The sequence below is a fragment of the Streptomyces sp. NPDC019443 genome, from assembly GCF_044389785.1.
In the GTDB taxonomy this organism is placed as follows: Bacteria; Actinomycetota; Actinomycetes; order Streptomycetales; family Streptomycetaceae; genus Streptomyces.
In genome coordinates, this window is the sequence record NZ_JBIRYJ010000001.1 from 360,091 (window position 1) to 373,153 (window position 13,063).

Here is a 13,063-nt window from a genome sequence, read left to right on the forward strand (position 1 = left end):
GTCAACCCCTCTGCGGAACGACCTGGAAGTACACCGCGGTCATCACGAAGTTCGTCACGAAAAGCAGCATGAAAGTGATCACCACCGACTGGTTCACGGCGTCGCCCACGCCCTTCGACCCGCCCTTCGCGGTCAGTCCCTTGTACGAGGCGACGATCGCCGCGATGGCGCCGAACACCAGGGCCTTCAGCTCGGCCGCCCACAGGTCGGACAGTTGGGCGAGGGTGGTGAAGGAGGCGAGATACGCGCCGGGCGTACCGTTTTGCAGGATCACGTTGAAGAAGTAGCCGCCGGCCACTCCGACCACCGACACAAGGCCGTTGAGCAGCACGGCCACCACCATCGAGGCCAGCACCCGCGGCACGACCAGGCGGTGGATCGGGTCGATGCCCAGCACTTGCATCGCGTCGATCTCCTCACGGATCTTGCGCGCCCCGAGGTCCGCGCAGATCGCGGTGCCGCCCGCTCCCGCGATGAGCAGCGCGGTGACGATCGGCGAGGCCTCCCGCAGCACCGCCAGCACCGAGGCCGCGCCCGAGAACGACTGGGCGCCGAGCTGGCGGGTCAGACTGCCGATCTGCAGGGCGATGACCGCCCCGAACGGGATGGAGACCAGGGCGGTGGGCAGGATGGTGACGCTCGCGATGAACCAGGCCTGCTGGATGAACTCCCGCACCTGGAACGGACGCCTGGGGAAGGTCCGTACGACGTCCAGGGCCATCGCGAACAGGCTGCCGGAATGTCGCAGCGCGCCTGTCGGGGAAAGGCTCATGCGTCCGCCACCTCCACCTTGTTCAGCGCCGCCTCACGCCGGGCGATCGCCTCCCAGCGGGGCGGCCGGGTGATCCCGGGGCTCGGCAGCAGGCGGGGCGTCATCTCGGCGGCGCCCTTGGGAGCGCGCAGGTCCCCGTCGCCGAGCCGCGCCAGCTCCTGCTCGACCTGGGCGGCGTCCTTCTCCTCCGCCATGCCGATCGGCCCCTGCATCCGGCCGTTCAGGAATTGCCGTACGACCGGCTGGTCGCTGGTAAGCAGCTGTTCCCGGGGGCCGAACATCACCAGCTCGCGACGGAAGAGCAGCCCGATGTTGTCCGGCACCTGCCGGGCCGATGCGATGTCGTGCGTGACGATCAGGAAGGTCGCGTCGATCTGCGCGTTGAGATCGACGATCAGCTGATTGAGATACGCCACGCGCACCGGGTCGAGACCCGAGTCCGGCTCGTCGAAGAGGATGATCTCCGGATCGAGCACCAGGGCCCGCGCCAGCCCGGCCCGTTTGCGCATGCCGCCGGATATCTCGCCGGGCAGCTTCTCCTCGGCGCCGATCAGCCCGACCATGTCCATCTTCTCGAGCACGATCTGCCGGATCGCGCTCTCCGTCTTGCGGGTGTGTTCCCGCAGAGGGAATGCGATGTTGTCGTAGAGGTTCATCGACCCGAACAGCGCGCCGTCCTGGAACAGCACGCCGAACTGCTTCCGCACCTCGTACAGGTCGTGTTCACGCAGCTTGGTGATGTCCGTACCCGCGATCCGGATCGCGCCCGCTTCCGGCTTGAGCAGGCCGACCAGCGTCTTGAGGAACACCGATTTGCCCGTGCCCGAAGGGCCGAGCATGACCGAGACCTCGCCGGCGGGCAGCGTCAGCGAAACGTCCTGCCAGATGACCTGGTGGCCGAAGGACTTGGTCAGTCCTTCCACACAGATCTCGACACCCATCCGGTTCACCCTTCAGCAGTGGAGCAGCTCCGACATCTGCTCTACGGGGAAGGGCGGCTCGTCCGTCGCGCCGAAGCACGAAAATTTTTACGGGCGTGAAATCAGGGGTGAACGTCGGTGTGCGAAGTGGCCGCCGGCAGCTACGGGCGTGGCAGGGACACCGGGGCGGACGGCGTGGCCAGGGGCACCGAGGCCGACGGCGTGGTCACGGGCACCTCAGGCACGGAGGGCACCGTCACCTCGGGCGCGACCGTCATAGGGGGCACGTCCGGCGCTCCGAGCACGTCAGGCACTTCGGGCACGTCAGGTATGCCGGGGACGTTCGGCACTTCAGGGACGTCCGGGGTGGAGAGCGGCGGAAGCGGCGGCAAGGTGACCTCCGGCAGGGACGGCAGTGCGGGCAGTCGGACTCCGGGCGCGTCCGTCCCGCTCGTGGCGGTCCCCGACGCCGTCTCTGCGGGGGTGCCGGCGGCCGACGGCTCCGCTCGGCCGTGATCCGGTGTCCGCACGTCCGAGGCCTTCGACGGGGCGGGCCCGGCACCGGGCCGGTCCCAGTCGTGGGCGTACGGCAGGATGAACCCGGCGACGACCAGCGTCGCCGCCGTCGAGGCCACTGCCACCGCCTGCGCGTTCACGCCCGTCCGGGGCCGGTTTCGACCGCACAGCCACAGGGCCAGCGCCAGCGTGCCGGCCAGCGTATTGCGCAGCGTCCGCCGGGCTCGCGCCAGCAGCGACTCGACCGTCCGGTAGCTCAGACCCATCTCGTTGGCGACCTGGCCGACATCGAGGTCCTCGGACTTCAGTCGGATCGCCTGCGCCTGCCGGGCGGGCAGTTCGTCGGTGCGCACGGCGAGCCACTTGGCCTCGGCCCGGTCACAGACCACCTCGTCGACGGGCACCGGGCCCGTCGGTACGAGCGTCGCGCTGCTGCGCACCTCGGCCTCGCGGTTGACCTGCCGGTAACGGTCGACGCACAGCCGCATGGTCACTGTCGTCAGCCACGCGCCGAGCCGCTCGTTGTCCAGATGCGGGTTCTCGGCAGCGCGCAGCATGGCCTCGTGTACCGCGTCCTCGGCGTCCTCCATGCTCATGGAGCGGCGGCGGGCCACCTTGAGCAGCTGCTCGCGGTGGCTCCATGCACTTTGCCACCGCTCGTGGGCAGCCGTGTCCGGCGGCCCGCCCGAGTACGCAGGCATGTCCGTCGCCATGAGGGCCCCTTTGCGCTCACCCGCCGGTTCGGTGCTGTCCGGCGGATGGCGACATTACCGCCGGGTATCCGGAGTTGGGGAGGGGGTGGCGCTCATCGAGTCCTTACCGTTGCTGGTCAGCGAACCTGTCCGTTGCCGGCCAGGGAACCCGCGCCGGGCAGGACACCGTCGCCGGGCAGCTCGACACCGCTTGTGGGGACGGGAAGCACGGGCTCCGCGGGCTTGGGGTCACCGCCCGGCGCGGTCTTCGAGGGTGAGGGCGTGGGCGAGGACGGCCCGGGGGAGGCGTCGTGCGGGGCGGCCGAGCGTGCGGGAGCTGTGGAGGCCGACGGCCGCGCCGGACGGGACGGCTCCGGGGCCGGGCGGGTGGCGGATCCGCCGTGGTCCGGCACCATCCGGTGCCCTTCGAGGAAGTACCCGAACCATGCCCTGACCGTGTGCAGATACTCGGCGGAGTGGTTGTAGCCGAGGATCGCGAGGTCCAGGTCGTGCGGGTCGGAGAGATCCCGCCCGCCCGCGCACAGGTAGCGGCCGGCCGCGAGGGCAGCGTCGTAGACGTTGCCCGGATCGCTGCGTCCGTCGCCGTTGGCGTCGGAGCCCCAGGTGGCCCACGTGGAGGGGATGAACTGCATCGGACCGACGGCGCGGTCGTACGCCGTGTCCCCGTCGTGCACCCCGCCGTCGGTGTCCCTGATGAGGGCGAACCCGTTGCCGTCCAGCCGCGGGCCGAGGATCGGTGCGACGGTCGTGCCGTCCGCGGTCACCCGACCGCCGCGCGCCTGCCCGGACTCCACCTGACCGATCGCGGCCAGCAGCTGCCAGCGCAGACGGCAGCCGGGCGCGCTGCGCGCGAGGTCCGACTCGGCCTGCCGGTATGCGGCCAGGACCGTGGCCGGCAGTGCGCCTCCGACCGGTGCGGTGGAGTCGTCCGTGTCCCGTCCCGTCTCGCGGGCCCGCAGCGGCGGAAGCTCGGTGCGGTACGGGGTGTCGCCGGTCACGCTCTGCCCCGGCGGGGGCGTCGGACGCTGAGCCGGGGCCGAGGCGTGTGCCGCCGGCCCCGGCCCCCGTGAGGCGGTCAGCGCCGCCATGGCCGCCGTCGCGACCGCTGTTGCCCTGACACCCCTGCGCTTGCGCCCGGTCATCTTGCGCCCAGTCATCATGCAGCCCCTCCCAGTGCCGCCGAGCCGGAGATGAGGGCCGGCGCGGCTTCCGTCACCTGCTCTACGCGGGGACATAGCGGGTCCGTCGCGGACAGCTGCGCCTTTTCCCGGTCGGGACGGCGACTTCCTGGTTCGGGACGGCGCCGACGGCGCGGGAGGGCACCGCTAACGTGGGCGCATGGAGCGATTGCGGGTGGAGTTCACCACCGAACCCTTCGACCTCGATGAAGCGCCGGCCCATGCGGTGGTCGCCCGCGAGGTCATCCAGGCGGCCGAACTGGACGCCGTGGACGTCGGCCCGTTCGGCAATACGGCGGAGGGCGGCGCCGACGAGGTGCTGAGCGCGGTCGACGCGCTGCTGCGCCGGGCCCTGGGGGCTGGTGCCACTCGTGTCTCGTTGCAGATCAATGTGATCGGGGAGGGGGAGAAGTGACCCAGCCGGGAGATCACCCCCTCTTCAGCGCCGTGAAGCCGCTCGTCGACGCGATGGGCGCGGAGATATTGAGCCCCGAGCAGGCGAGTCCCGATGATGTGGTGCTCGCCTGGGAGGGCGAGGACGTGCTCGCCGTGCGGCTGCCACAGCTGTCGGACTCGCTCGACCACATCCTGGCCGCCATGGAGCGCCGTCACGGCATGCCGCTGTCCGAGCTGGACCGGAAGACGAAGCAGCTGGTCGTACGGACACTGGAGGCGCGCGGTGCCTTCTCCGTACGGCACGGAGTGGAGACGGTGGCCGGCGCCCTGGGCGTCAGCCGCTTCACCGTCTACAACTACCTCAACCGGGAAAACGCCGAGAGGGGGACGAACTCGCAGGGCAAGGGCACATAGCAGACGGTCGGTACCCCCTCGGAGGGCCGACCGTCTCACAATTTCTCACAGGCTAAAGGAGTCTGCGAAGATCCTCCATCGAGCCTCCTCAGCCACTACCGCCGCCGCGGTCACCGACCCCCGTAACTGCGGGCTGCAGTACCAGCCGGAAAAGCGTTTGCGCCCGTCGGCGTCCGGCGATCGGATGGCGCCCTATGAGCACAGGGCAGATGCATCCCGGCCTGTACCCCATCGACGACGACCTCGTACGGCGGCTGATCGCCGGGCAGTTCCCGCAGTGGGCGGGGCTGGCGGTGGAGCGGTTTCCGTCCGGCGGCACGGTCAACGCCATGTACCGGCTGGGCGACGGCATGGTCGTACGGCTGCCGCTGGTGAAGGGCGGAGCCAAGGACGTATCGATGGAGCAGGAGTGGCTGCCCCGCCTCGCGGCCCGGCTGCCCACGGCCATCCCCGAGTCGCTCGGGGCCGGGGAGCCCGACGAGGGGTATCCGTGGCCGTGGTCGGTGTACCGGTGGCTGGCGGGGGAGAACCCCGAGGCGGGGGCGCTGAGCGAGCCCGTGTTGCTGGCCAAGGATCTGGCCGAGTTCGTGGCGGCGATGCGGAGCATCACCCTGCCGGGGGCACCGGTGGCCTACCGCGGCGGGCCGGTCGCCTCGCAGGACGCGTCGACCCGGGCGGCGATCGAAGAACTGCGCGGGATCCCGCAGGAGAGCGTCGACTGCGATGCCGCGGCTGCCGTATGGAAGGACGCGCTGCAGGCCCCGGGCTGGGACGGACCGCCGGTGTGGCTGCACGCCGATCTGATGCCGGGCAATCTGCTGGTGGACGGTGGCAGGCTGACCTCGGTGATCGACTTCGGGTGCACGGGGGTGGGCGATCCGGCCTGCGATCTGTTCCCGGCGTGGAATCTGCTGCCGGCCGATGCGAGGGAGGTTTTCCGCGAGGCGCTCGGCGTGGACGACGCGACCTGGAACCGCGGCCGAGGGCGAACGCTCTCGCAGGCGCTGATCGCGCTGCCGTACTACCGGAGGACGAACCCGGCGATGGCGCACAACGCCCGGCACGTGATCCGGGCGGTGCTGGGAGAGGGGTGAGGCCTCCTAGTACCCCCAGCCGTAGATCGCGCCGGTGACCTGCGGTGACGCTGGACGCAGGGCAGCCACCCAGTTTGGACGCGGCCTGTGATCTGTCGTGAGCGGGGGGTGCCGGTGCGGCGTCCGGCCTGGTGGCGTAAGCAGGGCACCGTTTTGCGCGCTTCAAGATCGGTCGGCATGTGCTGTTCGAGGAATCGGACGTGCGGGCCTGGATCAAGGCGCACGGCATACCTGCCGAGCCTGCTGCCGGGCGTCGCAAGGACGCTGACCGCGGGACGGGGTGGTGACCGATGCTCCGGGCGAGGCGGTCGACGAGTACGAAGCTGGGTACCCGTGCAGCGATGAGTCTGCCGGCGCCCACAGGTCTACCTCCCGACCGGGACAAACAACTCATCGGGAGTAAGGCATGGGCCTCATCCACATCGAGCTGTTCGCAACCCTCGACCTCGTCGGGCAGGCGCCCGGCGGCCCCGACGAGGACCCGGTGGGGTTCCCGTTCGGCGGCTGGCAGGCGCCCCTGCTGGACGAGGTCGCCGGGGCGCAGGTCGGTGCCGCGTACGAGGGCACGGACGCCCTCCTGCTCGGTCGGCGGACGTATGACATCTTTGCCGCCTACTGGCCGTACCAGGAGGGCGGCGAGGACAACGAGATCGCCACGCTCTTCAACAGCGTCCCGAAGTACGTGGCCTCCCGCGGCAGGCCCGACCTCTCGTGGGCCGGGTCCACGCAGCTCGGCCCGGATCTGGCCGGCGCGGTGCGCGAGATCCGTGACCGGCATGAGCACGTGAAGGTCGTCGGGAGCCTGAACCTGGTGCAGACCCTTCTGCGCGAGAAGCTCTTCGACCGTCTCGACCTCTGGGTGCACCCGATCGTGCTCGGCATCGGGAAGAAGGTGTTCGACGGTGGCGCGGTGCCCACGAACGTCACACTCCTCGAACCGCCCGTAGCCGGTCCGAAGGGCACCGTGTACCTGCGCTACGGGCTCGCCGATGGCACGCCCCGGACGGGGGACATGAGCGCACCCGATCGCGGTGCCGGGCGCGACGACTGAAGCCGCCCCGCGCCAGGTGGGTCTGTGTCGTCGGCGGTGAATCCGCCAGGTCGGCGCCGTCACGCAATGGTCTGGCAGGCCCCGTCGCCCTAGTACCACAGCCGTAGACGGGGGCTGTGGTCTGCGGTTTCGCGTCTGCGGTAGTGGGCGGTGCGGGCTCGGTCGTCGTCGCCAGCGGGACCAGGCGAGGATCTGTTCGGTGGTCGCGGTGGTGCGGGCCAGGAGCGTGGTGAACAGGCGGCGTGCTTCGGCCAGCGTGACCGCGATGAGCCCGGCCTCGTCGGTGGTGGACCCGGCGGCGTTCATCACGGTGGCCAGGACGGTGAGGAAGGCGTGGGCGAGCATGGCCATGGTTGTCCACCGGTGCCAGGAGTTCCAGCGGCGGACCTGGTGCTCGTCCAGCCCGGCGTGGCCCTTGGCGGCCTGGAAGTTCTCCTCGACGGTCCACCGGCGGCCGGCGACGTGCACGAGGTCGCGCACGGGGACCGGGCGTGGGGTCCAGCACCCGTACCAGACCAGCTCGCCGGTGGTGTCGTTGTGGCGCACGAGCAGGGTGTGGTGGCCGGACCCGAGGTCGGGGCCGTCGGGCTGGGGCAGGATCTCGACGATCGCCCAGGAGTACCAGCGGTGCCCTTTGGACCCTTCCCCCGCCGACAGGCGCACCCACGCGTCGGGCGGGATCAGCTCGGTGACCTCGTCGGCCCGCTTGGTCCCGGCGTGGGACGTGGGACCGCGGGCCACGAGCCGCTGACCTGGACGTTTCCCGCACCTTGTGGACGGTATGGGCCAAGCGGAGCGGGTAGGGCTCAAACTGCCTGAACAGGCAAAACGCCGCGAAGAACGGCTGAGGGCCCGCAGTCGAGAGCCGCCTTCGGATGTCCGGACGGCGGCTTCCGCGTTGCCGAGTTTTCAACAAAGTGTTGACGTTGTGTTGCCCGAGGGCGTTAGCTGTCCGCAGCCCTTCCATGCACAGCGAAGAACAGCCACGGAGGCTCCCGTGACTTCGAGTCCGCCGCCGGGTCTCGCCCGGTTCAACACCTCACAGGACAGCGCGGCCCTGGCCGCCCTGCACGAGGTGTGCGCCAGTTCGGCGTGGGGGAGCAAGCTGCTCGCCCAGCGCCCGTACGCCACCGTGGAGGCCCTCTTCGACGCAAGCGACGCCGCCATGGCCGAGCTGAGCGCCGAGGACCTGGCCGAGGCGATGGCGGGGCACCCGCCGATCGGCCGGCCGAAGCCCGGGGACCCCACCTCGTCCCGCGAACAGAGCGGGATGGCCGGGGCCGCCGAGGAGCTCAAGGCCGAAATGCTCGAACTGAACCTCGCCTACCAGGAGAGGTTCGGACATGTCTTTCTTATCTGCGCCACCGGCCGCACCGGTGAGCAGATGCGTGACGCGGTCCGCGAGCGGATAGGTAACTCGCCCGAGCAGGAGCGGGAAATCGTCCGCACCGAGCTGGGCAAGATCAACCGCATCCGGCTGACCCGCGTCGTAGCAGAAGGAGAGTGACGTCTTGAGCACCGAGACCACCGCATCGGTGTCCACGCACATCCTGGACACCAGCGTCGGACGCCCCGCCGAGGGCGTCGCCATCTCCCTCGCGGCCCGCAGCGGCCTCGACGCGGAGTGGGTGGCGCTCGGCGGATCGAAGACCGACGCGGACGGGCGCTGCAAGGACCTGCCGGCGCTGCCGGAGACAACGACACACGTACGTCTCGACTTCGAGACCGAGGCGTACTTCGCCAACCACCCCACCAAGCAAGCCGAGGCGCAGCAGGACGCCCCCCGCGTAAGGGACAGCGGTGCGTTCTTCCCGGAGGTGGCGATCACTTTCGCCGTCAGGCCGGGCGAGCACTATCACGTACCGCTGCTGCTCAACCCGTTCGGCTACTCCGTTTACCGAGGGAGCTAGCAGACATGCCCACGATTCTCGGCCAGAACCAGTACGGCAAAGCAGAGAACCGCGTCGTCAAGATCACGCGGGACGGCGACACCCACCACATCAAGGACTTGAACGTCTCGGTCGCCCTCTCCGGCGACATGGACGATGTCCACTACTCCGGCTCCAACGCCAACGTCCTGCCTACCGACACCACCAAGAACACGGTGTACGCGTTCGCCAAGGAGTACGGCATCGAGTCCGCCGAGCAGTTCGGCATCCACCTGGCCCGTCACTTCGTGATCAGCCAGGAGCCGATCCACCAGGCGCGCATCCGCATCGAGGAGTACGCCTGGGAGCGCATCGAGACCTCGGACAACAACTCCAAGTTCATCGGAGCCGACGAGGTCAAGCACTCCTTCGTCCGCAAGGGCCAGGAGACCCGCGTCACCCAGATCACCTTCGACGGTGAGAAGTGGCAGGTCATCTCCGGTCTCAAGGACCTGACCGTGATGAACTCGACGAACTCCGAGTTCTGGGGCTACGTCAAGGACAAGTACACGACGCTCCAGGAGGCGTACGACCGCATCCTCGCGACCGAGGTGTCCGCCAAGTGGCGCTACAGCTGGTCGTCCGACGAGGAGCGGATGCCGAACTGGGAGAAGTCCTACGAGCAGGCCAAGAAGCACATGCTCCAGGCCTTCGCCGAGACGTACTCCCTCTCGCTCCAGCAGACCCTGTACCAAATGGGTTCGCGCATCATCAACAGCCGCAGCGAGATCGACGAGATCCGCTTCTCGCTGCCGAACAAGCACCACTTCCTGGTCGACCTCGAGCCGTTCGGGCTCAAGAACGACAACGAGGTTTACTTCGCGGCCGACCGCCCTTACGGCCTGATCGAGGCCACCGTCCTGCGGGACGGCGTCGAGCCGCAGATCCCGGTCGACATGACCAACATCTAGCAGTTCTGCCGTACTCCCGACGTGCGCGCCGGCGTCAGGTCCCAGGGGGAGAGCGGGGGCATCTGCGCAACAAGAGCATCGCGGACCCGGTCGTCACCCCGCTCGACCCCCGGGTCCGTTCCACCAATGGGAAGAACGAGGACCCGCCATGGCGGCTTCGCGCATCGTCATCGAGAACTGTTCCATCGCGACCGTGGACGCGAACGACACCGAGTACGCCACCGGCCACATCGTCGTCGCGGACAACCGGATCGAGTCGGTCGGAGCGGGCAAGGCCCCCGTCGGCCTGGAGAACGTGGTCCGCCGCATCGACGCAACCGGCCATCTCGCCACCCCCGGCCTGGTCAACACCCACCACCACTTCTACCAGTGGATCACCCGGGGTCTGGCCACCGACCACAACCTCTTCAACTGGCTGGTCGCGCTCTACCCGACGTGGGCGCGCATCGACGAGCCGATGGCGCGTGCCGCGGCACGGGGCTCCCTCGCGATGATGGCCCGCGGCGGTGTCACCACCGCGATGGACCACCACTACGTCTACCCGCAGGGCTCCGGCGACCTGTCCGGCGCGATCATCGGCGCGGCGAGCGAGATGGGGGTCCGCTTCACCCTCGCCCGCGGCTCCATGGACCGCGGCAAGTCGGACGGCGGCCTGCCGCCGGACTTCGCCGTCGAGTCCCTCGAAGGCGCGCTGGCCGCCACCGAGGCGACCATCGACAAGTACCACGACGCCTCCTTCGACGCGATGACCCAGATCGCCGTCGCGCCCTGCTCGCCCTTCTCCGTCTCCACCGAACTGCTGCGCAAGGGCGCCGAGCTGGCCCGTCGCAGGGGCGTCCGGCTGCACACCCACGGCTCGGAGACCGTTGAGGAGGAGGAGTTCTGCAAGGAGCTCTTCGGGATGGGCCCGACCGACTACTTCGAGTCGACCGGCTGGCTCGGCCAGGACGTGTGGATGGCCCACTGCGTCCACATGAACGACTCGGACATCGCCGCCTTCGCCCGTACGGGCACGGGCGTCGCGCACTGCCCGTCGTCCAACGCCCGCCTCGCCGCCGGCATCGCCCGGGTCCCCGACATGCTGAAGGCGGGCGTCCCGGTCGGCCTCGGCGTCGATGGCACCGCCTCCAACGAGTCGGGCGAGCTGCACACCGAGCTGCGCAACGCGCTCCTCATCAACCGGCTCGGGGCGCACCGCGAGGCGGCGCTCAATGCTCGCCAGGCTCTGCGCCTCGGTACGTACGGCGGCGCCCAAGTCCTCGGCCGCGCCGACCAGATCGGCTCCATCGAGGCCGGCAAGCTCGCCGACCTCGTGCTCTGGAAGATGGACACGCTCGCCCACTCCTCCATCGCCGACCCGGTGATCGCGCTCGTCTTCGGCGCGGCCGCCCCCGTCACGCTCTCCCTCGTCAACGGCAGGACCGTCGTCGAGGCGGGCCACCTCACCACGGTGGACGAGGACGCCATCGCCCGCTCCGCGCGGGACGAGGCACAGCGCCTCGCGCGCATCGCCGCGCAGGCCTGACCCGAAGGAAGTCCGGTCGAGGGGGACGGCCCTCGACCGGCGGCCGTGGACCCGAGCGGGGTCCATGGCAGCCGTGCCCGGCGGGGTGCGCACCGCAAATCGGTGCGCACTCCCCGGGACGGTCGTGTCTTCACCACCCCAGAAGGCCTGCACACTTCGCGTTCGCACCACCTCCCTGACTCCCGCGTCACCGCCGACGTGTAACCGACCGGAGGAACCGCAGTGGCCGCACAGCCCAGGTTTCACAACGATGCAGGCGCCGCACCCGACCGGAAGCACCCGGTCGACGAGACGCTTCCGCCCGTCAAGATGTTCACCAGCGGTCTTCAGCATGTGGCCGCGATGTACGCGGGCGTGGTGGCCCCGCCCATGATCGTGGGTCCCGCTGTGGGCCTGAGCGCCAAGGAGACCGCCTTCCTGATGGGGGCGAGCCTCTTCACGGCCGGCATAGCCACCCTGCTGCAGACCCTCGGCTTCTGGAAGGTCGGCGCCCGCCTCCCGTTCGTCAACGGAGTCTCCTTCGCGGGTGTGACCCCGATGATCGCGATCGGCAAGGACCGCGGAGCCGACGGCATCACCGTCATCTTCGGCGCGATCATCGTCGCCAGCGTGCTGGGCTTCGTCCTCACGCCGTACTTCTCGAAACTCGTCCGCTTCTTCCCGCCCGTCGTCACCGGCACCGTCATCACGCTGATCGGCCTCTCGCTGCTGCCGGTCGCCTTCAACTGGTCGCAGGGCGGCAACTCCGCCGCCGCCGACTACGGTTCGATGAAGAACATCGGCATGGCGGCCCTCACCCTTGTGATCGTGCTCGCCCTGCGAAAACTGCTGCGCGGGTTCCTCCAGCAGATCGCGATCCTTCTCGGTCTCGTCGTCGGCACCGTCATCGCCGTCCCGATGGGGATGACCAGCTTCGACGCCATGAAGAACGCCGACGTGGTCGGCTTCCCGATGCCTTTCCACTTCGGCGCCCCGCAGTTCGAGATCGCCGCGATCGTCTCGATGTGCATCGTGATGCTGGTCTGCATGACCGAGTCCACCGCCGACATGCTCGCGCTGGGCAGGATCGTCGACCGGCCCGCGGACCGGCGGATCATCGAGGGCGGACTGCGCGCCGACACCCTCGGCAGCGCGATCAGCCCGCTCTTCAACGGCTTCATGTGCAGCGCCTTCGCCCAGAACATCGGCCTGGTCGCGATGACGAAGGTGCGCAGCCGGTTCGTCGTCGCCGCGGGCGGCGGCATCCTGATCCTGCTGGGGCTGTGTCCGGTCGCCGCCTCGGTGATCGCACTCGTACCGCTGCCGGTCCTCGGCGGCGCGGGCATCGTGCTCTTCGGCTCGGTCGCCGCCAGCGGCATCCAGACGCTGGCCACCGCCGCCCTGGAGAAGGGCGAGAACGCGCTGATCGTCGCGGCAGCCGTCGGCATCGGGCTGATCCCGATCGCCGCGCCGGAGTTCTACCACGCCTTCCCGAAGGACGCGCTCGTCGTCCTCGACTCGGGCATCTCCACCGGCTGCATCGTGGCGATCGTCCTCAACCTGGCCTTCAACCACCTGGGGAAGAAGGGGAGTTCGGAGCCTTCTGGGGTCACCGCGACCGGCTCGGAGACGGTCGCGGTCCACTGATCCGGGCGCATCGGCGCAG

Annotated in this window: 13 protein-coding genes; 9 read left to right on the forward strand and 4 right to left on the reverse strand. The window is 69.6% G+C overall.

The genetic code is table 11. The features are described 5' to 3' along the window. Position 1 precedes the first annotated feature (1 nt). The 4 genes from ACH492_RS01625 to ACH492_RS01640 form a co-directional block, all read right to left on the reverse strand. A complete protein-coding gene (locus tag ACH492_RS01625) occupies positions 2–772 on the reverse strand; it encodes an ABC transporter permease (RefSeq protein ID WP_307660376.1) in 771 nt (256 codons plus the stop codon). Beyond that, on the reverse strand, positions 769–1,713 hold the full coding sequence (locus ACH492_RS01630; RefSeq protein ID WP_398981653.1) for an ABC transporter ATP-binding protein: 945 nt from the start codon (positions 1,711–1,713) through the stop codon (positions 769–771). The genes ACH492_RS01625 and ACH492_RS01630 overlap by 4 nt, the downstream gene beginning before the upstream one ends. 140 nt (positions 1,714–1,853) lie before the next feature. After that, positions 1,854–2,921, reverse strand: a complete 1,068-nt coding sequence (locus ACH492_RS01635; protein ID WP_398981655.1) for a sigma-70 family RNA polymerase sigma factor — start codon at positions 2,919–2,921, stop codon at positions 1,854–1,856. Between the two features lie 116 nt (positions 2,922–3,037). After that, the gene (locus tag ACH492_RS01640; RefSeq protein ID WP_398981657.1) at positions 3,038–4,081 is read right to left on the reverse strand and encodes a lytic transglycosylase domain-containing protein; all 1,044 of its coding nucleotides are present in this window, start codon (positions 4,079–4,081) and stop codon (positions 3,038–3,040) included. A 178-nt stretch (positions 4,082–4,259) separates the two neighbouring features. On the opposite strand from ACH492_RS01640, the gene ACH492_RS01645 reads away from it, so the two are divergent. The 9 genes from ACH492_RS01645 (at position 4,260) to ACH492_RS01685 (ending at position 13,044) form a co-directional block, all read left to right on the forward strand. Continuing rightward, complete coding sequence (locus ACH492_RS01645) at positions 4,260–4,514, forward strand: thiamine-binding protein (RefSeq protein WP_398981659.1); 255 nt, start codon at positions 4,260–4,262, stop codon at positions 4,512–4,514. Further along, on the forward strand, positions 4,511–4,909 hold the full coding sequence (locus ACH492_RS01650; RefSeq protein ID WP_398981661.1) for a helix-turn-helix domain-containing protein: 399 nt from the start codon (positions 4,511–4,513) through the stop codon (positions 4,907–4,909). Before ACH492_RS01645 ends, ACH492_RS01650 begins: the two co-directional genes overlap by 4 nt. Positions 4,910–5,103: 194 nt before the next feature. Next, complete coding sequence (locus ACH492_RS01655; protein WP_398981663.1) at positions 5,104–6,003, forward strand: aminoglycoside phosphotransferase family protein; 900 nt, start codon at positions 5,104–5,106, stop codon at positions 6,001–6,003. A gap of 406 nt (positions 6,004–6,409) precedes the next feature. Further along, on the forward strand, positions 6,410–7,054 hold the full coding sequence (locus ACH492_RS01660) for a dihydrofolate reductase family protein (protein WP_398981665.1): 645 nt from the start codon (positions 6,410–6,412) through the stop codon (positions 7,052–7,054). A gap of 997 nt (positions 7,055–8,051) precedes the next feature. Continuing rightward, on the forward strand, positions 8,052–8,561 hold the full coding sequence (gene uraD, locus ACH492_RS01665) for a 2-oxo-4-hydroxy-4-carboxy-5-ureidoimidazoline decarboxylase (RefSeq protein WP_398981667.1): 510 nt from the start codon (positions 8,052–8,054) through the stop codon (positions 8,559–8,561). Positions 8,562–8,565: 4 nt separating this feature from the next. Next, positions 8,566–8,964, forward strand: a complete 399-nt coding sequence (gene uraH, locus ACH492_RS01670; protein WP_398981669.1) for a hydroxyisourate hydrolase — start codon at positions 8,566–8,568, stop codon at positions 8,962–8,964. A 5-nt stretch (positions 8,965–8,969) separates the two neighbouring features. Continuing rightward, positions 8,970–9,893 (forward strand): factor-independent urate hydroxylase, encoded by a 924-nt coding sequence (gene pucL, locus ACH492_RS01675; RefSeq protein ID WP_398981671.1) that lies wholly within the window; start codon positions 8,970–8,972, stop codon positions 9,891–9,893. Between the two features lie 148 nt (positions 9,894–10,041). Further along, the gene (locus tag ACH492_RS01680; protein WP_398981673.1) at positions 10,042–11,418 is read left to right on the forward strand and encodes an 8-oxoguanine deaminase; all 1,377 of its coding nucleotides are present in this window, start codon (positions 10,042–10,044) and stop codon (positions 11,416–11,418) included. A 222-nt stretch (positions 11,419–11,640) separates the two neighbouring features. Beyond that, positions 11,641–13,044: a nucleobase:cation symporter-2 family protein gene (locus ACH492_RS01685; RefSeq protein WP_398981675.1), complete on the forward strand. Its 1,404-nt coding sequence runs from the start codon at positions 11,641–11,643 to the stop codon at positions 13,042–13,044. The last annotated feature ends 19 nt before the right edge of the window (positions 13,045–13,063 follow it).